19 protein-coding genes are annotated in these 22,459 nt (G+C 74.7%); 15 read left to right on the plus strand and 4 right to left on the minus strand.

The genetic code is table 11. The features are described from left to right. A partial coding sequence (locus tag ACFXAM_RS27990) for an MFS transporter (RefSeq protein ID WP_380295290.1) occupies positions 1–1,533 on the minus strand: 1,533 nt, incomplete at its 3' end. A 216-nt stretch (positions 1,534–1,749) separates the two neighbouring features. On the opposite strand from ACFXAM_RS27990, the gene ACFXAM_RS27995 reads away from it, so the two are divergent. The 8 genes from ACFXAM_RS27995 to ACFXAM_RS28030 all read left to right on the plus strand — a co-directional run bounded on the left by ACFXAM_RS27995 (position 1,750) and on the right by ACFXAM_RS28030 (position 13,213). Then, on the plus strand, positions 1,750–2,415 hold the full coding sequence (locus ACFXAM_RS27995; RefSeq protein WP_380295292.1) for a TetR family transcriptional regulator: 666 nt from the start codon (positions 1,750–1,752) through the stop codon (positions 2,413–2,415). A 107-nt stretch (positions 2,416–2,522) separates the two neighbouring features. Further along, complete coding sequence (locus ACFXAM_RS28000; protein ID WP_380295294.1) at positions 2,523–3,902, plus strand: sensor histidine kinase; 1,380 nt, start codon at positions 2,523–2,525, stop codon at positions 3,900–3,902. A gap of 22 nt (positions 3,903–3,924) precedes the next feature. Continuing rightward, a complete protein-coding gene (locus ACFXAM_RS28005) occupies positions 3,925–4,599 on the plus strand; it encodes a response regulator (protein ID WP_380295296.1) in 675 nt (224 codons plus the stop codon). A 158-nt stretch (positions 4,600–4,757) separates the two neighbouring features. After that, positions 4,758–5,894: an alpha/beta hydrolase gene (locus tag ACFXAM_RS28010; RefSeq protein WP_380295297.1), complete on the plus strand. Its 1,137-nt coding sequence runs from the start codon at positions 4,758–4,760 to the stop codon at positions 5,892–5,894. Positions 5,895–5,946: 52 nt separating this feature from the next. After that, complete coding sequence (locus ACFXAM_RS28015; RefSeq protein ID WP_380295298.1) at positions 5,947–7,185, plus strand: acyltransferase; 1,239 nt, start codon at positions 5,947–5,949, stop codon at positions 7,183–7,185. Positions 7,186–7,430: 245 nt separating this feature from the next. Further along, positions 7,431–9,362 (plus strand): galactose oxidase-like domain-containing protein, encoded by a 1,932-nt coding sequence (locus tag ACFXAM_RS28020; RefSeq protein ID WP_380295299.1) that lies wholly within the window; start codon positions 7,431–7,433, stop codon positions 9,360–9,362. Positions 9,363–9,390: 28 nt separating this feature from the next. Beyond that, a complete protein-coding gene (locus ACFXAM_RS28025) occupies positions 9,391–11,772 on the plus strand; it encodes a Dyp-type peroxidase (protein ID WP_380295301.1) in 2,382 nt (793 codons plus the stop codon). A gap of 229 nt (positions 11,773–12,001) precedes the next feature. After that, entirely contained in the window at positions 12,002–13,213 is a 1,212-nt protein-coding gene (locus tag ACFXAM_RS28030) for an alpha/beta hydrolase (protein WP_380295303.1), read from the plus strand. A 41-nt stretch (positions 13,214–13,254) separates the two neighbouring features. Here ACFXAM_RS28030 and ACFXAM_RS28035 read toward each other — a convergent pair whose 3' ends face one another. Continuing rightward, on the minus strand, positions 13,255–14,232 hold the full coding sequence (locus tag ACFXAM_RS28035) for a helix-turn-helix transcriptional regulator (protein WP_380295305.1): 978 nt from the start codon (positions 14,230–14,232) through the stop codon (positions 13,255–13,257). 101 nt (positions 14,233–14,333) lie between these two features. Here ACFXAM_RS28035 and ACFXAM_RS28040 point away from each other — a divergent pair, with 101 nt between their 5' ends. Beyond that, positions 14,334–14,912, plus strand: a complete 579-nt coding sequence (locus ACFXAM_RS28040) for a TIGR03086 family metal-binding protein (protein ID WP_380295307.1) — start codon at positions 14,334–14,336, stop codon at positions 14,910–14,912. 10 nt (positions 14,913–14,922) lie between these two features. On the opposite strand, the gene ACFXAM_RS28045 is transcribed toward ACFXAM_RS28040, so the two are convergent. Then, positions 14,923–15,384 (minus strand): MerR family transcriptional regulator, encoded by a 462-nt coding sequence (locus ACFXAM_RS28045; protein ID WP_380295309.1) that lies wholly within the window; start codon positions 15,382–15,384, stop codon positions 14,923–14,925. 121 nt (positions 15,385–15,505) lie between these two features. Between ACFXAM_RS28045 and ACFXAM_RS28050 the strand changes: the two genes are divergently transcribed. Next, a complete protein-coding gene (locus ACFXAM_RS28050; protein WP_380295310.1) occupies positions 15,506–16,336 on the plus strand; it encodes a serine hydrolase domain-containing protein in 831 nt (276 codons plus the stop codon). 22 nt (positions 16,337–16,358) lie between these two features. Here the strand turns inward: ACFXAM_RS28050 and ACFXAM_RS28055 are convergent, their stop codons facing one another. After that, on the minus strand, positions 16,359–17,135 hold the full coding sequence (locus tag ACFXAM_RS28055) for a pirin family protein (RefSeq protein WP_380295311.1): 777 nt from the start codon (positions 17,133–17,135) through the stop codon (positions 16,359–16,361). Positions 17,136–17,354: 219 nt separating this feature from the next. On the opposite strand from ACFXAM_RS28055, the gene ACFXAM_RS28060 reads away from it, so the two are divergent. The 5 genes from ACFXAM_RS28060 to fabF all read left to right on the plus strand — a co-directional run bounded on the left by ACFXAM_RS28060 (position 17,355) and on the right by fabF (position 22,361). After that, a complete protein-coding gene (locus ACFXAM_RS28060) occupies positions 17,355–18,551 on the plus strand; it encodes a PucR family transcriptional regulator (RefSeq protein WP_380295320.1) in 1,197 nt (398 codons plus the stop codon). Positions 18,552–18,641: 90 nt separating this feature from the next. Continuing rightward, entirely contained in the window at positions 18,642–19,592 is a 951-nt protein-coding gene (locus ACFXAM_RS28065; RefSeq protein ID WP_380295314.1) for an ACP S-malonyltransferase, read from the plus strand. Then, positions 19,589–20,623, plus strand: a complete 1,035-nt coding sequence (locus ACFXAM_RS28070; RefSeq protein WP_380295316.1) for a beta-ketoacyl-ACP synthase III — start codon at positions 19,589–19,591, stop codon at positions 20,621–20,623. The genes ACFXAM_RS28065 and ACFXAM_RS28070 overlap by 4 nt, the downstream gene beginning before the upstream one ends. Before the next feature lie 79 nt (positions 20,624–20,702). After that, a complete protein-coding gene (locus ACFXAM_RS28075) occupies positions 20,703–20,945 on the plus strand; it encodes an acyl carrier protein (protein WP_344325330.1) in 243 nt (80 codons plus the stop codon). A gap of 150 nt (positions 20,946–21,095) precedes the next feature. Next, a complete protein-coding gene (gene fabF, locus ACFXAM_RS28080; protein WP_380295318.1) occupies positions 21,096–22,361 on the plus strand; it encodes a beta-ketoacyl-ACP synthase II in 1,266 nt (421 codons plus the stop codon). Positions 22,362–22,459: the final 98 nt, after the last annotated feature.

Genomic DNA, 22,459 nt, shown 5'->3' on the forward strand with positions numbered 1-22,459 from the left:
GGCGACCACCGAGGCGACCGCGAAGGCCAGCGACATGCCGCTGACGAAGGAGTCGTGGACGGCACCGGCCATCGCGTCGGCCACCTGCTGCGGGGTGCCCGCCGGGGCGGGCGGGGCGAAGCCGAGCTGGGCGGCCTGGTTGAGGCCCTCGGCCTGCGCCGGGTCCACCGGCGGCAGGCCGGCGTCGGCCCACTTGCCGGGCAGCGTGTCGGTGACCCGGGCGGCCATCAGCGCGCCCAGCACGGCGGTGCCGAGGCTGCCGCCGACCTGCATCGCGGACTGCTGCAGACCGCCGGCGACACCGGAGAGCTCCAGCGGCGCGTTGCCGACGATGACCTCGGTGGCGCCGACCATGACCGGGCTGATGCCCAGGCCCATCAGCACGAACCAGAGCGCCATCGCGCCGTTGCCGGAGCCGGCGTCCAGGGTGGACATGCCGAACATCGCGGCGGTGGTGATCAGCATGCCGGCCACGATCGGGATCCGCGGGCCCAGCTTGCCGATCGCGATCCCCGCCACCGGCGATCCGATGATCATCATGCCGGTCATCGGCAGCAGGTGGACGCCGGCCTGGACCGGCGACATGCCGTGCACGTTCTGCAGGTAGAAGGTGACGAAGAAGATCGCGCCGAAGAACGAGAAGGCCATCAGCACCATCAGCAGGGTGCCGGCCGACAGCGGCAGCGAACGGAACAGGCTGAGCGGGATCAGCGGCTCCTTGGCCACCCGCTGCCAGAGCGCGAAGGCGGTCATCAGCACGACCGCGCCGCCCAGGAACAGCACCGTGGAGAGGTCGCCCCAGCCCCACTCGGGGGCCTTGATGATGCCGAAGACCAGCGCGAACATCGCCGCCGAGAGCAGCACGATGCCGGGGACGTCGAAGGACTTGGCGGCCTTCTCGGCCCGCACGTCCCGGAGGATCCACAGACCGAGGGCCAGCGCGATCAGGCCGACCGGGATGTTGATGAAGAACACCGACTCCCAGTTGACGTGCTCGACCAGCAGGCCGCCGACGATCGGGCCGGCCGCGGTGGAGGCGCCGATGACGCCGCCCCAGATGCCGATCGCCATGTTGAGCTTCTCGGCCGGGAAGGCCCCGCGCAGCAGGCCGAGCGCGGCCGGCTGGAGCAGCGCGCCGAACAGGCCCTGCAGGACGCGGAAGACGATCACCGTCTGGATGTTCCCGGCGAAGCCGATCGCCGCCGAGGTGACGGCGAAGCCGACCGCGCCGACCAGGAAGGTGTTCTTGTGGCCGAACCGGTCGCCGATCTTGCCGGCCGTGATCAGGAAGACCGCGAGGGCCAGCAGGTAGCCGCTGGTCACCCACTGGATCTCGGAGGGCGCGGCGTCGAGGTCGGCCTGGATGACCGGGTTGGCTATCGCGACGATCGTGCCGTCCAGGGCGACCATCATCACGCCGACGGCGACGGTGAGCAGGGTCAGCCAGGGGTGACCCTGGAGGCTCCTGCGGCCGGGTGACGTGCCCGGCGGCGGCGCGTCCGCCGAGGGGCTCTTGGTGAGGGACTGGCTCATCTGGGCCCTCCGGGGGGCTGACATCGGGCGGACACGGAGGTGGCGCCCCGGCCCACCCGTCCCCACGAGTGCCCGGCCCTGGGGCGCCACCCGCAGCAGATTATGTCAGTCAGTGACATTCGGCAAACTCTGACTTATGCGTCAGACTGCCATTTGTCAGATCGCTACAGTGGCCTCCACAGCCCCCGCCCGCCCACCGTCCGGAAGGCCCCCGCCATGGCCGCTCAGCCCGCTCCCCCCGCCCCCGCCCAGGAGCAGGGACTGCGCGCCCGGAAGAAGCAGCGCACCCGGGACGCCCTCATCGAGGCGGCCCACCGGCTCTTCCTCGGCCAGGGCTTCGCCCGCACCACCGTCGACGAGATCGCCGGCGCCGTCGACATCTCCCAGCGCACCTTCTTCCGCTACTTCGCCAACAAGGACGAGGTCGCCCTCGCCGTCCTCGCCGAGGCCGAGGACCACTTCATCCAGCAGCTGCGGGCCCGCCCCGCCGGGGAGACCCCGCTCCAGGCGCTGCGCGCCGCGATCGTCGGCTCCTGGCGCGAGCGCGGCGCGGGCCGGGACACCGGCCCCCACTCGGTGACGGCGGCGCTGGAACTGATCCGGATGATCGAGGACACCCCCACCCTGCTCGCCGCCCACCTGCGCCGGGTCACCGAGCAGGAACAGGTGCTGATCGGGATCATCGCCGAACGCGAGGGCGTCGACCCGGCCGAGGACCTGCGGCCCGCCGTGCTCGCGGCGGCCTTCGGCGGCGTCCTGCGCGCCGCCCACCTGTCCTGGAGCGCCGACCAGGAGGACACCGGCCCGGAGGGCATGATCGCGCTGATCGACCGTCACTTCGACCAGCTGGCCCCCGCCCTGGCCGGCCACTGGCGCGCGTAGGCCCCGTCCGGCCCGGCCCGCGGGGCCCGCCCTCATACCGGAGTACTACGCCGAAGTCCGGCCCCGGGAGGGACGCCGGCCGCGCCGGCCCGCCCTAGGCTGGCCGGATGATCAAGCCACCCGCCGGGCCCGCCCGGGGCGGTCCGGTGCGCGCGCTGCTCGCCCCGCTCACCCGCCCGGCCGCCGACCACACCCCGCTGTTCGCCCAGTCCGCCCGCCGCTGGGTCCGGCTCCTGCCGTACGTCCTGGCCGCGGCCGCGATCTCCGCGCTGCTGCCGACCGGCATCCTCGTGCTGGTCAACGACTACGGGGTGGACGCGGGCCCGGCCGCCGCCCTCGCGCTGACCCAGACGGTGCCGCTGCTGCTCGCCGTCACCCGGCCGCTGCCCGCCTGGTGGATGACCGGCGGCGGCGCCCTGCTGACCTCGCTGCTGATCCTCGCCACCGGTGACGGCGCCGCCCCCGGCGGCGTCGACGGCCCCTGGCCGTGGCCGCCGCCCGGACTGGTCTGCCACCTCCTGCTGATGCTGACGCTCTCCCTGCGCGAGGCCCGCCGCACCCTGGTCGCGGTCTGGCTGGTCACCGCCGCGGCGAGCCTGGCGCTCTCCGTCATCGGCGTCGCCGGCGGGTTCGGCGGCGACGACAGCCTGCTGGCCGTCGTGCTGACCGGCGCCGTCCTGGTGCTCGGCGGGGCACTGCGCGAGCGCGCCGAGGCCCGCCGGCTGCTCGCCGAGCAGGAGCACATCAGCGAGGCCGAACGCGAGCGGCGCACCCTGCTGGAGGAGCGCGCCCGGATCGCCCGCGAACTGCACGACGTGGTCGCCCACCACATGTCGGTGATCGCCGTGCAGGCGGCCAGCGCGCCGTACCGGATCACCGGCGTCCCGGCGGAGGCCGCCGAGGAGTTCACCGCGATCGCGGGCACCGCGCGCGAGTCGCTGTCCGAGATGCGGCGGCTGCTCGGGGTGCTGCGCAGCGAGGAGTCGGGCGCCGAGAAGGCACCGCAGCCGGGCGTCGGACAGCTCGCCCAGCTGGTCGAGACGGTCCGCCGGGCGGGCGTGTCCACCGAGCTCACCGTCGCCGCGGAGCTGGCCGACGACCGGCTGCCACCGGCCGTCGGCCTCTCGGTCTACCGGATCGTCCAGGAGGCGCTGGCCAATGTGGTCCGGCACGCCCCCGGTGCCGCGGCCTGGGTCTCGCTGGCCGTCGCCGGGGAATCCCTGCTGGTCACCGTGGTCAACGCGGCCCCGCCGGTGCGGGCCGAGTCGCTGGAGGCCTCGGCCGAGGGCACCGGCCACGGACTGGCCGGCATGCGCGAGCGGGTCCGGCTGCTGGACGGCCGGCTGGACACCGGGCCGCTGCCGGACGGCGGCTTCAAGGTGGCCGCCGTTCTGCCGCTCACCGCGCTGACGGATACTCGGTCGCAGGACAGCCGGCCGGACGGGGCCGCTCCGGGGGAACCGGACGGGCCGCCCGCCGCATCGTAGGACGCCCCGGGGAGAGCACCGTATGACCATCCGCGTGATCATCGTCGACGACCAGGCGATGGTACGGGCCGGATTCGCCGCCCTGCTCAACGCGCAGAGCGACATCGACGTGGTGGGGGACGCCCCGGACGGCGCCCGGGCCCTGGAGGTGAGCGGCCTCACCCACCCGGACGTCGTGCTGATGGACGTCCGGATGCCCGTCATGGACGGCCTGGAGGCGGCCCGCCGGCTGCTGGACCCGGCGGTGCCCGGCGCGCACCGCCCCAAGGTGCTGATGCTCACCACCTTCGACGTCGACGACTACGTCTACGACGCGCTGCGGGCCGGCGCCAGCGGCTTCCTGCTCAAGGACGCGCCCCCGGACGACCTCATCGCCGCCGTCCGGGTGGTCGCGGCCGGCGAGGCACTGCTCGCCCCCTCGGTGACCCGGCGGCTGATCGAGGACTTCGCCCGGACCAGGCCGGCCAGGCGCCGTGACCCCGCGCTGCGGCTCAACGGCCTGACCCCGCGCGAGACGGAGGTCCTGGAGCTCATCGCCCGCGGCCTGTCCAACCAGGAGATCGCCGCCCGGCTGGTCCTCGCCGAGCAGACCGTGAAGACCCACATCGGCCGGATCCTGGCCAAGCTCGACCTGCGCGACCGCGCCCAGGCCGTGGTGATCGCCTACGAGTCCGGTCTGGTGACCCCGGGTCAATGAGCCCTGCCCGCCGGGCCCGGTGGGGGTGTCCCCCGGGGGATGTCCCCCTGATACCCGAGTACCACCCGGGGGTTGGCCCCGCAGTGTGATGTCCGCCGGGTCACCCGGTTCCTACCTTCCTCCCCATCGAAGCCGAACGGGCGATGGAGGGAACGGACATGACGAGGAACCGGATGGCGCGGGCGGTGGCCGCCGCCGCGCTGGCGCTGGCCGCCGTCCTGGGAGCCGGTGGCTGGTCCGCCGGCGGCGAGCGCGCGGTGACCGGGCCGCCGCCCGGCAGCGCCGCCTGGGTCGCCGACACCGCCCTCGGCCTGCCGCTGCCGGACCCCGCCACCGCCACCCCGGCCGAGGTGGCCGCCTTCTTCGCCGGGCTGGCGCCCGCCGCCGCCGAGGACCTCGCCGTCCGCCACCCGCTGGTGGTCGGCAACCTGGACGGCGCACCGGTCGGCCTGCGCCACCGGGCCAACGCCCTGGCCATCGCCGCGGAGCGCGAGCGCGCCCTGGCCCGGGCCGCCGACCCGGCGCTCACCCCGCAGGACCGGACCGCCGCCCGGGAGCGCGCGGAGCGCTACCGCACCCTGCTCGACGACGCCGCGCCCGGCGGGCCCCGCCGCTTCCTCGCCTTCGACCCGCGCGGGCGCGGCCAGGTCGCCGAGGTGTTCGGGGACCTGGCCGGCGCCCGGCGCACCGCCGTCGTCGTCCCCGGCTCCGACATCGACCTGCGCACCTTCGACCGCGCCGGCGACCCCTACGGCACGCCCGTCGGCATGGCCCGGGCCCTGTACGGGGCGACCGGCGGAGCCACCGCCGTGATCGCCTGGGCCGGCTACACCACCCCGGTCGGCCTCGGCCCGGACGCCGCCACCGAGACCCTCGCCGGGGCCGGCGCCGAGCGGCTGACCCGGCTGCTCGACGGACTCGCCGTCAGCACCCGGCCCGACGCCCCGGCCACGGTGTTCTGCCACAGCTACGGCTCGGTGGTCTGCGGCCTGGCCCGGCCGGGCCCGCGGCAGTCCTCCGGCGTGGTGGTGCTCGGCTCGCCGGGCCTGGGCGTCGGCTCGGCCGCCGACCTCGACCCGGACGTCCCGCTCTGGGCCACCGCCCGCAACGGCTCCGACTGGATCGGCAACGTGCCGCACGTGCGCCTGTTCGGCCTCGGCCACGGCGCCGACCCGACCGATCCGGCCTTCGGCGCCCGCCCGCTGCCGTCCACCGGCTCGCACGGCCACACCGGCTACTTCGCCCCGGGCACCGCCTCGCTGGCCGCCTTCGCCGACGTCGCCCTCGGCCGCTGAACCGCGCCCTCCCCCGCCCAGGCCCCCCGCACCCGCGAACGGAGACCCCGTCATGCCCAGCTCCCTGCTCGCCCCGCTGCACCGTGCCGCCCGCCAGGTGGACGCCCGCACCCCCGAGAGCCGCGACCGCGCCCTCGACGGGCTGCGCGCCCTCGCCCTGCTCGCCGTCCCGGCCGGCCACTGGCTGCTCGGCGGCTTCACCCGCTCCGCCGACGGCGCCCTGCACAACGCCAGCCCGCTCTCCTCCCCCGCCCTCGGCTTCTTCGCCCCGGTCAGCTGGGGACTCCAGCTGCTGGGCGTGTTCTTCCTGGTCGGCGGCCACTCCGCGGTCCGCTCGCTGGAACGGGCCAGGGCCGGGGGGACGGGGTACGGCGGCTGGCTGCGCGGCCGGGTGGTGCGGCTGCTGCGGCCGGTGCTCGGGGTGGCCGCCGTCTGGGCGCTGCTGATCCCGCTGCTGCCGCGCCTCGGCGTGCCCGCCGACACGGTGCGCACCGGGTCGACGCTGGTGGTGCAGCCGCTCTGGTACATCGCGGTCTACCTGGGCCTGACCGCGCTCACCCCGCTCTGCGCGGCCCTCGCCCGCCGGTGGGGCGGCCGGTCGGCGGGCGTGCTGCTCGCCGCGGTCGCGGTCGTCGACCTGCTGCGGTACGGGCCGTGGGCGGAGTCGGTGCCGTCCTGGGCCGGTCTGCTGAACATCCTGCCGGGCTGGCTGTTCGGCTACCAGCTGGGCGCGCTCTGGGCCGTGGGCCGGCTGGGCCGCCCGGCGGCGCGGCTGCTGCTGGTGGGCGGCGGGGCGCTGTTCGCGGTGCTGCTGCTGGTCTTCCACTACCCGGCGTCGATGGTCGGCGTGCCGGGCGCCGAGCGCACCAACTCGCACCCGCCGTCCCTGCTGGTGCTGGCGCTGGCGGCGGTGCAGTGCGGCGCGGCGGTGCTGCTGCACGAGCGGCTCGGCCGTCTGCTGACCCGACGTCCGCTGCTCTGGCTGCCGGTGGTGGTGGTGAACCTCTCGGCGATGACGATCTTCTGCTGGCACCAGAGCGCGATGCTCGCGGTCGCGGTGCCCGGGGCGGCCGCCTTCGGCGCGGTGCCGGGGCTGACGGTGGCTCCGGACTCGCTCGGCTGGGTCGGGCTCCGGCTGGCGCTGCTGCCGCTGTTCGGCGCCGCGCTGATCGCGATCGGGTGGTTCACCCGGCGCTTCGACGGCCCGTGGACGGGGCTCTCCCGGCCGGCCAGGGCGGTGGCTGGCGCGGGGGCGGCGTTCTTCGCCGCGTACGCGCTGGGCGTCGTCTGACGCACGCGGGCACGCGGAGCGCAGGTGGGCGCGGACCGGTCGGTCCGCGCCCACCGCGCGTTGCCGCCGCCGACGCTCACCCGCTTGCGGCCCCGGCCGCCGCCGAACGCAGTGACTCCGCATGCGCACCGCCACCCACCGTGATGGCCTGTTGGCTGTCGGCGACGACCGGGCGCTGCCCCGTCGGCCGTTCCCCTTCCGCCGCCCCGACCCCCCGCCGGGCGGCCCCGCTTCCGAGGAGACCCATGTCCCTGTCCCCGCCACGGCCGGCCCGGCGCCTGCCGGCCGTGCTCGCCACCGCCGTGGCCTGCGCGCTGACCGCCGGCACCGTCCTGTCGGCCGCCGCCCCCGCCCTCGCCCACGGCTCCGGCGGCCACGACGCCCCCGACGGCTCCGGCGCCACCGCCCCCAGGGTCGCCGACCCCCGGGTGCAGGCCGAGCTGCGCGACGACGAGATCGCCGCGCTCGGCCAGGAGCACGCCGAGGAGCACGCCCGGTTGCGTGCCGGCATCCGCGGCATCGGCGACTACCCGCAGACCACCCGCACCAACCGGCTGAACGCGCTGACGGAGTCCCAGGCCACCCACAACCGGGGCTTCGCCGCGGAGACCTTCGGGACGTTCGACCAGTACTTCCCCTCCCCCGACTTCGGCGACCACGTCGCCCTGCTGCCCACCGGCAAGGTGCTGCTCTTCTCCTTCGAGCGGATCGAGACCAACCCCGAGAAGGAGCCCGCCCCCACCCAGACCACCGGCACGGAGAACGCCGGCCGGGCGTTCCTCTGGGACCCGGCCCTCGGCTACGGCAAGGACGCGTACAAGCAGGTCACCCCGCCCGTGGTCAACATGCCCGACGGCCTGGACCAGCCCCGCCCGGCGCCGTTCTTCTGCGCCGGCCACTCCTTCCTGCCCAACGGCATGCTCGGGGTCTTCGGCGGCAACCTCGGCGGCAACGGCGGCACCGGCGCCAAACTCTCGCTGATCTTCGACCCGTGGACCGAGACCTGGACCCGCAACCCCGACATGTCGGTCGGCCGCTGGTACCCCACGGTGGTGACCGGCGCGGACGGCCGGCAGCTGATCATGTCCGGCCAGTCCGAACTCGGCTGGGGCACCCCCACCGCGGTGGTCGAGCGCTTCCCCGCCAAGGACCGCCCGGTGCCCTCGCTCAAGACCGACACCCCGGTGAACACCCCCGTCGACCGGTTCAAGGCCGACGCCCCGTTCAGCCTGGACTACCCGCACCTGTTCTCGCTCAACGACGGCAACGTCTACGGCTTCGGCCGGCAGGCCGCCGAGCAGTGGAAGTTCGACCCGGTCGCGGAGTCCCGCAGCGACCTGCCCGCCCGCCCCGACGGCCGCAAGCGCAACTACGGCTCGGCCGTGCCGCTGCCCGGCGGCATCAACGGCCCGGACTCCGCGCTGGTCCTCGGCGGCGACCGGGACAACCCCAGCACCCTGCGCTTCTCCAACGGCAGCTGGACCGCGGAGAAGTCCCGCGCCTTCGGCCGCACCCAGGACGACACCCTGCTGCTGCCCGACGGGCGGCTGATGACCGTCAACGGCGCCTACGACATCCGCGACTACGGCAACGGCCCGTACAACCCGAACGCCGACCTCAAGTACCGCCAGATCGAGCTCCGCGACGACCAGGGCAACTGGAAGCTCGGCCCGGTCCAGCGGCTGCCGCGCGGCTACCACTCCAACGCCGTGGTGCTGCCGGACGGACGCGTCATGGTCACCGGCGACGAGCTCCAGCAGCTCGCCAACAACCCGGACATCGACGGCACGGTGAGCGGCATCCCCGGCACCCAGGCCCCGGTCACCATGAACGGGACCATCGAGATCTACGAGCCGGCCTACCTCCACCAGGGCGACCGCCCCGTCCTCGACCGGGCCCCGACCGCGCCCGTCGGCTACGACCGGACCTTCCAGGTCACCACCACGACCCCGGGCCTGGTCTCGAAGGCGGTGCTGCTCGCCCCCACCACCTCCACCCACTCGATCAACACCAGCCAGCGCCACCTCGACCTGCGGCTCAGCAGCCGGGCCGGCAACCGGCTGGAGTTCCAGGCCCCGCCGGACGCCAAGGCCGCCCCGCCCGGCTGGTACATGCTCTTCCTGCTCAACGACCAGGGCGTGCCCTCCGTCGCCAAGTGGATCCAGCTCACCGCCTGACCGCGCACCGAAAGGAACCACCCTCCCCATGGCAACGGATCTGAGACTGCGCGACAGCGAGGAGATCCAGGGCGACGTCCTGGCCGGCTTCAGGAAGGACAACGTCAGCGTCCTGTTCCTCAAGTTCGAGGACGCGGCCCGGGCCCGCGACTGGCTCCGGCAGCTCGCCCCGCAGATCGCCACCACCCGTGCGGTCGCCGCGTTCAACGAGGCGTTCAGCGAGGCCCGCAGGACCTCCGGCGGCGACGACCCCAAGACCCTCAGGGCGACCTGGCTCGGCGTCAGCTTCACCTACGAGGGCCTGCGGATGCTCTCCACCACCGACCCCTTCCCCCAGCCCCCGCCGGTCGGCAGCGGCCTGGAGGCGTTCAAGGAGGGGTCGGCCAGGCGGGCCGGCGCGCTCGGCGACACCGGCGAGAACTCCCCGGAGAACTGGCTGTTCGGCAACGGCGGGGGACAGCCGGTGCACGCCGTGCTGAAGCTCTCCGCGGACACCGAGCAGGACCTCGCGGCGGCCGTCGAGGCCCAGCGGATCGCCGCCGCCGCGTGCCGGGTGCTGATCGTCTACCAGCAGAACGCCCGGACCCTGCTCGGCAGCCGCCGCGGCAAGGAGCACTTCGGCTTCAAGGACGGCATCAGCGAGCCCGGCGTGCGGGGCTTCGACCGGCCCGACCCGAACCGGCCCGGGGAGGTCGAGGGCCACCCGGGCACCCGGATCGTCCCGGCCGGCGAGTTCGTCTGCGGGGAGGAACCCGCCCCGGGCAGCTTCCGGGACTTCCCCGACTGGGCGCGCGCCGGTTCGTTCCAGGTCGTCCGCCGGCTCGCCCAGGACGTCCCCGGCTGGTGGTCGCAGGTCGCGGTCAGGTTGAAGGAGCTCAGGCTCGCCAAGGCCGTGCCGGACGGCGCCACCACCGAGTGGCTGGCGGCCCGGATGGTCGGCCGCTGGCGTTCCGGCGCCCCGGTCTGCCACTTCCAGGACCGGGACGTCCCGAACGACCCGGGCGCCGCGTCGGACAACGACTTCGACTTCCGGGACGACCTGGAGGGCCTGGTCACCCCGCTCTGGTCGCACCTGCGCAAGACCAGCCCGCGGGCCGGCCTCCAGGCGCCGGACCCCAGCCACCCGCCGTTCGACGCCGAGGAGCTCGACGGGCGGCGGATCATGCGCCGCGGCACGCCGTACGGGGCGCCGTTCGACCCGGCCTCCGAGGGCCCGGGCGGCCCGGACGACCCGCGCGGGCTGCTGTTCATCTGCTACCAGGCCGACATCCAGCGGCAGTTCGAGTTCATCCAGGCCGACTGGATGGACCAGCCGGACTTCCCGCCCGGCCGCAACCCGGTGCCGGGCAAGGACCCGGTCGTCCTGGAGGCCCCCGACGTCGACTTCGAGAGCCGGGACTCCGACGGCACGGTCAAGCACACCCCGCTGAGCTTCGCCCAGTTCGTCCGGACCACCGGCTCGGTGTACGCCTTCATGCCGTCCCTCAGCACCCTGCGGGGGCTCGCCGACGGCCGGCTCGTCGGCCCCGGGCAGGCGGCCCAGGGCGGCGGCCAGAGCGGGCAGACGGGCCAGGGCGGCGGCCAGAGCGGGCAGACGGGCCAGAGCGGCGGCCAGAGCCAGACCCAGAGCCAGCAGGGCGGCCAGACCACCGCCCCGGCCGGCCCGGCCTACCCGTGCGACGACCTGCTGGCCGTGCCCGACCAGTGGCGGCGCGGCGGCCGGAGCCAGTTCTGGGTCTGCCACGGCGACCGGTACCGGAAGATCTCGGTCGCCGACGGCGCCGCCCACACCGACCGGACGGTCAAGGGCGACACCCCGCTGGGCGACCTGCCCTGCTTCCGGGGCATCGAGCGGATCGACTGCCTGCTGCCCATGCCCGACCTGCAGAACCCCGGCGGCAAGAGCTGGTACTGGGTGTTCCACACCACCGGCGGCCGCCAGCAGTACCGGGCGGTCTCGATCACCGCCGGCACCGGGCACACCGGCACCGCGGAACGCCCGGACCGCGATCTCACCCCCTGGCGCTCCCTGGCCGGCGTCGACCGGGTGGACTGCTTCCTGCCCGTGCCCGACCAGCAGCGGACCGGCGGCAAGAGCTGGTACTGGGCGTTCCACACCACCGGCGGCCGCCAGCGCTACCGGCTGGTCTCGGTGGCCGACGGCGCCGCCCACACCGACGTGCTGGAGCGCTCCGACCGGGAGCTGTCCCAGTGGGGCTCGCTGAACGGCGTCACCGCGGTGAACTGCTTCCTGCCCGTGCCCGACGCCCAGCGGACCGGCGGGAAGAGCGAGTACTGGGTGTTCCACGGGGACAGCTACCGCCGGATCTCGGTGGCCGACGGCAGCGGCCACCCGGACCGTCTGGTCTCCGGCCCGCGCTCCTGCTCGGCCTGGAACTCGCTGACCTGAACCGGCTCCGGCCCGGCCCCGCGACCGCCCGGCCGCGGGGCCGGGCCGGTCCTCACGCGAACGACCGGGACGCATCCGGGACACCCCCGGTTCATGTGATCCATCCCACAGTTTGAGCCGGACTCAGCGCGCCTCCTGGCACCTAGGCTTGCGCTGGGAAGTTGGCAGTCGTACCACCCTCCGGGCTCCCGTCCGGGATCGGTGACGGGACTCTCAGGGAGTTGAGGCGATGCGCCGTCGGCGGTGGAAGCATGTCCTGATCGGCGCCTTCGCGGGTGCCGCCGTCCTCGCCGACGCCGGCGCGGCCGCCGCCCAGGCCGCGGCCGCCACCGAGCAGTTGGCCATCTCCACCCCGCCGGCCGGCAGCGCCGCCTGGGTCGAGGACCACTCCTACGGACACGACCTGCCCGACCCGGCCACCACCGCCCCGGCCGCCGCCGCCGAGTTCTTCGGCCGGCTCGCCCCCGCCGAACTCGACCGGCTGGTCGAGGCCTACCCGCTGGTGGTCGGCAACTTCGACGGCGCCCCGCCCGCCGTGCGCTACCGGGCCAACCGGATCGCCCTGGCCGCCGAGCGCGACCACGCCCGGGCCCGCGCCGCCGACCGCGACCTCCCCCCGGAGCAGCGCGCCCTCGCCGTCTCCCGGGCCAACGACGTGCAGAGCCTGCTCGCGCCCGGCCGCCAGATCCTCGCCTTCGACCCGCGCGGCCGCGGCCTGCTCACCGAGGTCTGGGGCGACCTCGGCGCCGCCGACCGGGTCGCGGTGCTCGTCCCCGGCTCCGACGCCGACCTCGGCCACTTCGACCAGGCCGTCGAACCGCTGCGCTCCCCCGCCGGAATGGCCCGGGCGCTGTACCAGGAGGAGCAGCGGCAGTCCCCGGGCACCCGCACCGCGGTGATCGCCTGGACCGGCTACGTCACCCCCTCCGGCCTCGGCCCCGACGCGGTGACCTCCCGGCTCGCCGACGTCGGCGCCCCCCGGCTGCGCCGGCTGCTCGCCGGGCTCAAGGAGACCACCCGGCCCGAGGCGCCTCCCGCGCTGTTCTGCCACTCCTACGGCTCGGTGGTCTGCGGCACCGCCGCGCCGGACATCCCCAGGGCGGCCGCCTCCCCGGCCGACACCACCGGGATCACCGACCTGGTGGTGTTCGGCTCCCCCGGCATGGGCGTGGAGAGCACCTCCGAACTCGGCGCCGGGGTGCACGTCTGGGCCACCCGCAACGAGACCGACTGGATCGGCAACGTGCCCTACCTGGAGGTCGGCGGGCTCGGCCACGGCGCCGACCCGACCTCGCCGGACTTCGGCGCCGAGCGGATCTCCTCGGCCCGCTCCTCCGGCCACAACGGCTACTTCGCCACCGGCACCGACAGCCTGCACAACTTCGCGGCCGTCGCCCTCGGCGCCTACCAGGACGTGCTGCGCCCCGCCCCGGAGGCCTGACGGGCCGCCAGGGCCTCCCGGAGCGGGCCCCGGTGGGCCTCCTAGCGGGCGTCCTGGTACAGCCGGACGGCGTCCGCCGCGACCCGCCCCATCTCCCGGCGGGCGGCGGGCGGCGAGAGCACCTCGGCGTCCGCGCCGAACGCCAGCAGCGACCGGACGGCCGGCAACGACTGGAGGCCGAGGGTGAGTTCGACCCAGTCGTCGGGCGCCCCGCCCCCGGTCTCCGGCGGCGGGGCGGTGAGCCGGGCGCCGTGGATCCGCAGGAACATGTCCAGCCGTCCGCGCCGCACCCGCACCTTCACCGTCAGCTCCTTGGGCAGCCGCTCCACCTGCTCGCGCAGCACCGCCCAGACCTCGGCCAGCCCCACCCCGGGCCGGCGGCGCACCGCCTCCTCCGAGGTCTCCGCGCCCAGCACCCGGTCGGCCCGGAACAGCCGCGGCTCGCCGTGCAGATCGGCCACCAGGTACCAGACCGCGGCCTTGCTGACCAGGCCGTACGGGTCCACGGTGTACTCCGCCGGCGCGGGTGCGCCGCTGTGCCGGTAGCGCAGCCGCAGCCGGCGGTCGGCGAACACCGCGTACTGCAGCTCGCCGAGGTCGGCCCCCTGGGGCGTGCCGGCCTGCATCCAGCGCGCCGGGTCCACCAGGACGCGCTCGCTGATCCGCTCGGCGCCCGGCCGGTGCGGGGCGGGCAGCGCGGCCATCACCTTGCGCAGCGCCGAGCCGAGCGCGCCGTCCAGCCCGAGGTCGCTGTGGGCGCCCTGGGCGGAGAGCACGAACAGGGCCCGCGCCTCGTCGGCGGTCAGGCCGCTGACGTCGGTGCGGTAGCCGGGCAGCAGGCTGATGCCGCCGTGTCGGCCGCGTTCGGTGTAGACGGGCACGCCGGCCGCGGAGAGCGCCTCGACGTCGCGGTAGATGGTGCGGACCGACACCTCCAGCCGTTCGGCCAGTTCGGTGGCGGGCACCCGGCCGCGGGTCTGGAGCAGCAGCAGGATCGAGAGCAGGCGGTCGGCCTTCATGACACGAGGATCCCAGAAATCATGACGGCGGTTGTCAGGTTTTACCGGGAGATTGCCTCCCGTCACGAAGACCTTCCGCACCGATGGAGTTGACCCGCCCCATGGACACCACCCAGGACCCCCGTCCGCTGTACCTGCTCGCCCTCGACCAGGTGGAGAAGCTGATCGCCGAGGCCGGTCCGGAGAGCCTGGACCGGCCCACCCCGTGCGCCGAGTACGACCTGCGGGCCCTGCTCGACCACGTGGTCGGCGGCGTCCACCGGCTCGCCTACACCGGTGAGGGCGGGCGCTCCCAGGACGTCGCGGCCGCGACCGGCGGCGTGCCGGACGACGGCTGGCCGGCCGCGCTCGGCCGGGCCCGTGCCCGGGTGACCGCCGCCTGGGCGCAGGACGCCAAGCTGGAGCGCCCGACCTCGGTGCCGTGGGGCGAGGTGTCCGGCCGCGAGGCGGTGGGCGGCTACTTCATGGAGACCGTCATCCACTCCTGGGACATCGCCCGCGCGCTCGGCACCGCCCACCTGCTGGACGAGCGGCTGGGCGAGGCGGCGCTGGCGATCGCCCTGGCCGTGCTGCCGGCCGAACCGCGCGGCGGCGGCGTCCCGTTCGCCCCGGTCCGGCCCGCTCCGGCCGGCGCCGACGCCTACACCAGGCTGGCCGCCCACTCCGGGCGCGCCGTCTGACGCGCATGCCTCAGTGGCTCGCCGCGCACCGGGCGAGCCGCCCGTTGTAGACGTCGATCTTGTGGTCGAGCACGGCCAGGGTCGCGTGCAGGTCCGCGATCTGCTGCCGCACCGCCTCCCGGTGGGCGAGCAGCAGGTCGCGGCGGTCCGCGGAGGTCCGCTCGCCCTCCCGGGCCAGCTCGACGTACCTCAGCATGTCCGCCACCGGCATCCCGGTCAGCCGCAGCCGCCCCAGGAAGGCCAGCCGGTGCAGATCGGCGTCGCTGTAGCGGCGCTGGCCCGAGGCCGAGCGGTCCACCGGGTCGAGCAGGCCGATCCGTTCGTACCAGCGCAGGGTGTGCGCGGTCAGCCCGCTGGCCGCCGACACCTCGCCGATGGTGTGCCGCGACGTGCGGTCGGGCACGCCGGCCGGATCCCGGAACACCTCGCAGCAGGTGCGCAGTCCGGCCTCGATCGATGCGAGTGCGGTCATGGTCGGTCCCCCGGTGGTGAGCGTCGCCCACGACGCTAGCGCCTTGGAGTGCACTCCAGGCAAGTGCGCCCGGGCGGCCTGCCGTCCCTCCCGGCGCACCGGCCCGGTTAGAGTCGGGCCCATGGAGAGCTTGCGGAAGATCGAGACCTGGCCGGTGCCGCACGCGGCGGCGGCCGTCGTCCGGGGCGCGGACGGCGCGGTGCTGGGCGCGCACGGACCGCAGGAGCACCTGTTCCCGCTGGCGTCGGTGACCAAGCTGCTCACCTCCTACGCCGTGCTGGTCGCGGTCGAGGAGGGCGTCTTCGAGCTGGACGACCCGGCCGGCCCCGAGGGTTCGACCGTCCGGCACCTGCTCGCCCACACCTCGGGCCTGGCCTTCGACGAGCACCGGGTGATGGCCGCGCCCGGCAACCGCCGGCTCTACTCCAACGCCGGCTTCGACGTGCTGGCACAGACCCTGGAGCGGGCCGCGGGCATCGAGTTCGGCCGGTACGCCGCCGAGGCCGTGTTCCAGCCGCTCGGCATGCACGCCACGCTGATCAACACCGCGCACCGCTCCCCGGCCGGCGCCGGCGCCCTGTCCACCCTCGCCGACCTCACCCGGTTCGCCGCCGAGCTCCAGTCGCCCAAGCTGCTCGACGCGGGCACCCTGCGCACCGCCACCCGCGAGGTCGCCTTCCCGGGCACCAGCGGTGTGCTGCCCGGCTTCGGCCACCGCCGGCCGAACGACTGGGGCCTCGGCTTCGAGATCCGCGACGGCAAGGCGCCGCACTGGACCGGCACCGCCAACTCCCCCGCCACCTTCGGCCACTTCGGCCAGTCCGGCACCTTCTTCTGGGTGGACCCGCAGGCCGGCGCGGCCTGCATCGCGCTCACCGACCGTGACTTCGGCCCCTGGGCGGCGGAGGTCTGGCCGGTGCTGAGCGACGCCGTCCTCGCCGAGCTCGCCTAGGACCCACCCCGGCCGTCGGCCGTCAGCCGTACGAGACCGGCGTGTGCATCTCCCACAGGAGGAGTTCCGCGCCGCTCTCGCCGGCCGTCGGCGCCGCGAAGGCGTCCCCGGTGATCCGCACGCTGTCGCCGGGCACCATCGACCGGCCCCCGCCCTGCGGTCCGGGCACCGTCCGGTAGCCGAGCGAGCCGGCGGTCAGGTGCGCGTACCGGTAGGCGGCGGCCGGCAGCGCGGGCAGCGGCTGCCACGGCCCGGCGGTCACCAGCCACAGCGCGGCGTCCCGGCGCCGCAGCCGCAGCGCCGGGGTGCCGGCGTCCCGCTCCAGCCCGGAGGCGAGCAGCGTCAACCCGCCGGGCGCGCGTTCCACCCGGCGCAGCCCGTACACGGGGGGCGCGTCGAAGACGTCGGGCTGGAGCCACATCTGGACGAACCGGACCGGGACGTCGGCGCCGCCGACGTTGCGCTCGGTGTGGGTGACGCCGGAGCCCGCGCCCAGGTGCTGGACCATGCCGGGCCGCACCACCCCGTCGTGCCCGCGGGAGTCCCGGTGGGCGAGCGCGCCCTCCAGCACCCAGGTGAGGATCTCGGTGTCCCGGTGCTTGTGCTCCTCGAACCCGGCGCCGGGGGCGAGGAGCTCCTCGTTGCACGCGAGCAGCGCGCCGAAGTGGGTGTTCTTCGGGTCGTAGTGCCCGGAGAAGGAGAACGCGTGCCTGGTCTCGACGCCCTCGGCGGGCGTCGAGCGGTAGCGCTCGGCGGTGCGGCGCAGGTCGGCGCGGGGGCGGGCGGGGGCATCGGTCACGGACCCACCGTAGTGGCAGCGGTGACGGGTGTGACGAGCCACCGCCCGCGCCGTCCGACGGGGGCTGTGCACGAGCAGTCACTCCGGTGAGGCAGTCTTGTCCCTGTGCCAGCCGCTTCCGCGAACTCCAAGAGCGATCCGACCGCCAGTCCCGACAAGAACGGGAAGAGCCCGACGCCGGGCGCCGGGAGAGACCGGCCCGGCCGCGCGGCACCGCGCCTGACCGCGCAGGAGCGCCGGCTCGCCGCCGAGCGCGCCGAGCGCCGGGCCGCGACCCTCAAGCGGCTGGAGAAGTCCTCGGGCAAGCTCGCCTCCGCCGCGATCGCCCGCATGGACGACCAGCTCGGCTGGTACCGGCGGATGCCGCCGGAGCACCGGTCCTGGATCGGCCTGGTCGCCCAGGCCGGTATCGCCGCCTTCACCGAGTGGTACCGCAAGCCGGACACCCCGCAGGCGATCTCCACCGACGTCTTCGGCACCGCACCGCGCGAGCTGACCCGGGCGATCACCCTGCGCCAGACGGTCGAGCTGATCCGCACCACCATCGAGGTGATGGAGGAGGCCATCGAGGAGGTGGCCGCTCCCGGCGACGAGGCCGACATGCGCGAATCCGTGCTGGTCTACGCCCGGGAGATCGCCTTCGCCACCGCCCAGGTGTACGCCCAGGCCGCCGAGGCCCGGGGCGCCTGGGACGCCCGGCTGGAGGCGCTGGTGGTCAACTCGCTGCTCTCCGGCGACGCCGACGAGGGCGTGCTGTCCCGGGCCGCCGCGCTCGGCTGGGGCCAGCCGAGCCAGGTCCGGGTGGTGATGGGCTCGGCTCCGGACGGTGACAGCGAGCTGGTGGTCGAGGCGATCCGCCGGGCCGCCCGGTACGCCAAGCTGCACGTGCTGACCGGGGTGCTCGGCAAGCGCCTGGTGGTCGTGGTCGGCGGCGACAAGGAGCCGGTGCACGCGGCCCGGGCCCTGATCGGCCAGTTCGCGCCGGGACCGGTGGTGGTCGGCCCGACCGTCCCGGACCTGCTCTCGGCGACCCGCTCGGCACATGCGGCGGCGGCCGGTCTGCGGGCCTGCGCGGCCTGGCCGGACGCACCGCGCCCGGTGCTGGCCGACGACCTGCTGCCGGAGCGCGCGCTGGCCGGGGACCAGGCGGCCCGGCGCCAGCTGGTGGAGGAGATCTACACACCGCTGGACGAGGCGGGCTCGGCACTCCTGGAGACCTTGAGTGTCTACCTGGAGCAGGCCTCCTCCCTGGAGGGGGCCGCCCGGATGCTCTTCGTCCACCCCAACACGGTGCGCTACCGGCTCCGACGTGTGACCGACGTCACGGGCTACGCGCCGTCCGACGTACGTTCGGCGTTCACCCTGCGTATCGCACTGGCGCTGGGGCGCCTCACCGCCGCCGGAGAGTCAAGCTGAACGCGCTGTAGGGACCTTACAATCCCGGATGCTTTTCTTCGTTACCGTCGCCTACCCGCCCCCGGGCGCCTGGCGAGAGAGGGTTGAACCGTGCTCGTAATCGTCGCCCCTGGACAGGGTGCCCAGACCCCCGGTTTCCTCAGCCCCTGGCTGGAGCTCGACGGTGTCGCCGACCGCCTTCAGGGCTGGTCGGAGGTCGCCGGGCTCGACCTCGTGCGCGCCGGAACGGAGGCGGACGCCGAGGAGATCAAGGACACCGCCGTCGCCCAGCCGCTGCTGGTGGCGGCCGGTCTGGTGACCGCGCGGGCGCTGTTCCCGGACGAGGTCGCCGCCCGTGCGCTGGTCGGCGCGGTCGCCGGCCACAGCGTCGGCGAGATCACCGCGGCGGCCGGCGCCGGCGTGCTGAGCGCCCGCGACGCGCTGACCTTCGTGCGCGAGCGCAGCCTCGCCATGGCGGAGGCCGCCGCCGCCACCGAGACCGGCATGCTCGCCGTGCTCGGCGGCGACCAGGAGGTCGTCGCGGCGAAGCTCGCCGAGCACGGCCTGACCGCGGCCAACAACAACGGCGGCGGCCAGATCGTCGCGGCCGGCACCCTGCCGCAGCTGGACGCGCTGCGCGAGGACCCGCCGGCCGGTGCCCGGCTGGTCTCGCTGAAGGTGGCCGGCGCGTTCCACACCACCCACATGGCCCCCGGCGTCGAGCGGCTGGCCAAGCTGGCCCCGACCCTGCCGGTCGCCGACCCCCAGGTCGCGTACGTCTCCAACCAGGACGGCGAGGTGGTCACCTCCGGCACCGAGGTGCTGAACCGCCTGGTGTCGCAGGTCTCCAACCCGGTCCGCTGGGACCTCTGCATGGAGACCCTGCGCGGGCTGGGCGCGACCGCCGTCATCGAGCTCGCCCCGGCGGGCACCCTCACCGGACTGGTCAAGCGCAACCTCAAGGGCGTGGCGACGCTGGCCCTCAAGACCCCCGCCGACCTCGACAAGGCCCGCGAGCTCGTCGCGGAGCACGGCGGTCAGCAGCAGGAGCAGCAGGCATGAGCGACACCCCCCAGATCCGCCCGGTGACCGGTGCGCAGTTCTCGCGCATCCACGGTGTGGGCGGCTACCGCCCGGTCCGGGTGGTCCCGAACGCCGAGGTGCTGACCTGGATCGACTCCTCGGACGAGTGGATCCGCACCCGCAGCGGGATCGCCGAGCGCCGCTGGGCCGGCCCCGAGGAGTCGGTCGCCGAGATGTCGGTGCAGGCCGCCGGCAAGGCGATCGCCCAGGCCGGGATCGACCCGGCGCGGATCGGCGGTGTGATCGTCGCCACCGTCTCGCACCTCAAGCAGACCCCGGCCATCGCCACCGAGATCGCCGAGCGGCTCGGCTGCGGCACCGCCCCGGCCTTCGACATCTCGGCCGCCTGTGCCGGCTTCGGCTACGGCCTGGGCCTGGCCGACGGCATGATCCGCGGCGGCAGCGCCGAGTACGTGCTGGTCATCGGCGTGGAGCGGCTCAGCGACCTGACCGACACCTCGGACCGCTCGACCGCGTTCATCTTCGGCGACGGCGCCGGCGCCGCGATCGTCGGCCCGTCCGACACCCCCGGCATCGGCAAGGTCGTCTGGGGCTCGGACGGCTCGCAGAAGGACGTCATCTCGCAGACCCAGGCCTGGGACACCGCCTTCGCCAAGGAGGACGCCGTCAACGGCGCCGGCGAGGAGCTCAAGTGGCCCGCGCTGCGCATGGAGGGCCAGACGGTCTTCCGCTGGGCGGTCTGGGAGATGGCCAAGGTGGCCCAGCAGGCGCTGGACGCCGCCGGGATCACCGCCGACCAGCTCGGCGCGTTCATTCCGCACCAGGCCAACATGCGGATCACCGACGCCATGATCAAGGCGCTCAAGCTGCCCGCGTCGGTGCCGGTCGCCCGTGACATCACGGAGACCGGGAACACCTCCGCGGCCTCCATCCCGCTGGCGATGGAGCGCATGCTGGAGAGCGGTGAGGCCCGCAGCGGCGACCTCGCCCTGATCATCGGGTTCGGGGCGGGTCTCGTGTACGCCGCGGCAGTCGTTACGCTCCCCTAGGCGTTTTCGCCCGATCCACCCGCAAGCCTGCGTCCGTCCGCCGGGCGGCCGCATTCAACACCGAAGAGGAGCAGCCAGTATGGCTACCAAGGACGAGGTTCTGGAAGGTCTCGCCGAGATCGTCAACGAGATCGCCGGCATCCCGACCGAGGACGTCGAGCTCGACAAGTCCTTCACCGACGACCTGGACGTCGACTCGCTGTCCATGGTCGAGGTCGTCGTGGCCGCCGAGGAGCGCTTCGACGTCAAGATCCCGGACGACGAGGTCAAGAACCTGAAGACCGTCGGCGACGCCGTGGACTACATCCTCAGCCACGCCTGAGCGGTCGGCGCGTTCCACGCGTTCGACGCCTGACATCGGCCGGCTCCTGCGAGTCGGCCGACCCGCCGGCCGGGACGCCCCACCGGGCGCCCGGCCGGGCTCACCTTCGGCCGTCGCCGACCCCCGCACAACGTGAGAGAAGAAGATCCAGTGACTGTTGAGAACCGTACCGTGGTCGTCACGGGTATCGGCGCCTTCACGCCGCTGGGCGGCGACGCCGCCACCACCTGGGAGAACCTGGTCGCCGGGCGCTCCGGGGTGGCTGCCCTGACCGAGGAGTGGGCCGCGGACCTGCCCGTGCGGATCGCCGCGCGCACCGCCGTCGAGCCGGGCGAGATCCTGCCCCGGCCGCTGGCCCGCAAGCTGGACCGCTCGGCGCAGTTCGCGCTGATCGCGGCCCGCGAGGCCTGGGCCGACGCCGGCTACGAGACCCCGGCCACCGACGAGTCGTCCAAGCTGGCCCCGGAGCGCCTGGGCGCCGTGATCGCCTCCGGCATCGGCGGCGTGACCACCCTGCTCGACCAGTACGACGTGCTGAAGGAGAAGGGCGCCCGCAAGGTCTCCCCGCACACCGTCCCGATGCTGATGCCCAACTCCCCGGCGGCCAACGTCGGCCTGGAGGTCGGCGCCCGCGCGGGTGTGCACACCCCCGTCTCCGCCTGCGCCTCCGGCGCCGAGGCGATCGGCTACGCGATCGAGATGATCCGCAGCGGCCGCGCCGACGTCGTGGTGGCGGGCGGCACCGAGGCGGCGGTCCACCCGCTGCCGATCGCCGCGTTCGCCAACATGATGGCGATGTCCAAGAACAACGACGAGCCGCAGCGCGCCTCGCGCCCCTACGACAAGGCCCGGGACGGCTTCGTGCTGGGCGAGGGCGCCGGCGTGGTCGTGCTGGAGTCGGTGGAGCACGCCGAGGCCCGCGGCGCCCGGATCTACTGCGAGGCGGTGGGCCAGGGCCTGTCCTCGGACGCCCACCACATCGCCCAGCCCGAGCCGACCGGCGCCGGCGTGGCCCGCGCGCTGGCCGACCTGTTCGACCGCAACGAGCTGGACAAGGCCGAGATCGTGCACGTCAACGCGCACGCCACCTCGACCCCCCAGGGTGACACCGCCGAGCTGAAGGCGCTGCGCAAGGAGCTGGGCGACGACCTCGACCACATCGCGGTCTCGGCCACCAAGTCGATGACCGGTCACCTGCTGGGCGGCGCCGGCGGCATCGAGACCGTCGCCACCGTGCTGGCGCTGTACCACCGCATCGCCCCGCCGACCATCAACGTCGAGGAGCTGGACGAGGACGTCGACGCGGACATCGTCCGCGACGAGGCCCGCAAGCTGCCCGAGGGCCGGATCGCCGCGCTGAACAACTCGTTCGGCTTCGGCGGCCACAACGTGGTGCTGGCCTTCCGCACCCGCTGACCCGGGCCGCACCCGCCGTACGCACCGCACGCACCGCAGGCACCGCACGCAACGGGAGAGGGGTCCGGCGCAGAAAGCGGGGGCCGGGCCCCCCACCC

This window comes from Kitasatospora sp. NPDC059462 (assembly GCF_042749955.1).
Classification (GTDB): domain Bacteria; phylum Actinomycetota; class Actinomycetes; order Streptomycetales; family Streptomycetaceae; genus Kitasatospora.

What these genes read in the sequence shown, in the direction of transcription:
- ACFXAM_RS27995 (WP_380295292.1), top strand. Translation starts at nt 1,750, where the DNA reads ATGGCCGCTCAGCCCGCTCCCCCCGCCCCCGCCCAGGAGCAGGGACTG.
- ACFXAM_RS28000 (WP_380295294.1), top strand. Translation starts at nt 2,523, where the DNA reads ATGATCAAGCCACCCGCCGGGCCCGCCCGGGGCGGTCCGGTGCGCGCG.
- ACFXAM_RS28005 (WP_380295296.1), top strand. Translation starts at nt 3,925, where the DNA reads ATGACCATCCGCGTGATCATCGTCGACGACCAGGCGATGGTACGGGCC.
- ACFXAM_RS28010 (WP_380295297.1), top strand. Translation starts at nt 4,758, where the DNA reads ATGACGAGGAACCGGATGGCGCGGGCGGTGGCCGCCGCCGCGCTGGCG.
- ACFXAM_RS28015 (WP_380295298.1), top strand. Translation starts at nt 5,947, where the DNA reads ATGCCCAGCTCCCTGCTCGCCCCGCTGCACCGTGCCGCCCGCCAGGTG.
- ACFXAM_RS28020 (WP_380295299.1), top strand. Translation starts at nt 7,431, where the DNA reads ATGTCCCTGTCCCCGCCACGGCCGGCCCGGCGCCTGCCGGCCGTGCTC.
- ACFXAM_RS28025 (WP_380295301.1), top strand. Translation starts at nt 9,391, where the DNA reads ATGGCAACGGATCTGAGACTGCGCGACAGCGAGGAGATCCAGGGCGAC.
- ACFXAM_RS28030 (WP_380295303.1), top strand. Translation starts at nt 12,002, where the DNA reads ATGCGCCGTCGGCGGTGGAAGCATGTCCTGATCGGCGCCTTCGCGGGT.
- ACFXAM_RS28035 (WP_380295305.1), bottom strand. Translation starts at nt 14,232, where the DNA reads ATGAAGGCCGACCGCCTGCTCTCGATCCTGCTGCTGCTCCAGACCCGC.
- ACFXAM_RS28040 (WP_380295307.1), top strand. Translation starts at nt 14,334, where the DNA reads ATGGACACCACCCAGGACCCCCGTCCGCTGTACCTGCTCGCCCTCGAC.
- ACFXAM_RS28045 (WP_380295309.1), bottom strand. Translation starts at nt 15,384, where the DNA reads ATGACCGCACTCGCATCGATCGAGGCCGGACTGCGCACCTGCTGCGAG.
- ACFXAM_RS28050 (WP_380295310.1), top strand. Translation starts at nt 15,506, where the DNA reads ATGGAGAGCTTGCGGAAGATCGAGACCTGGCCGGTGCCGCACGCGGCG.
- ACFXAM_RS28070 (WP_380295316.1), top strand. Translation starts at nt 19,589, where the DNA reads ATGAGCGACACCCCCCAGATCCGCCCGGTGACCGGTGCGCAGTTCTCG.
- ACFXAM_RS28075 (WP_344325330.1), top strand. Translation starts at nt 20,703, where the DNA reads ATGGCTACCAAGGACGAGGTTCTGGAAGGTCTCGCCGAGATCGTCAAC.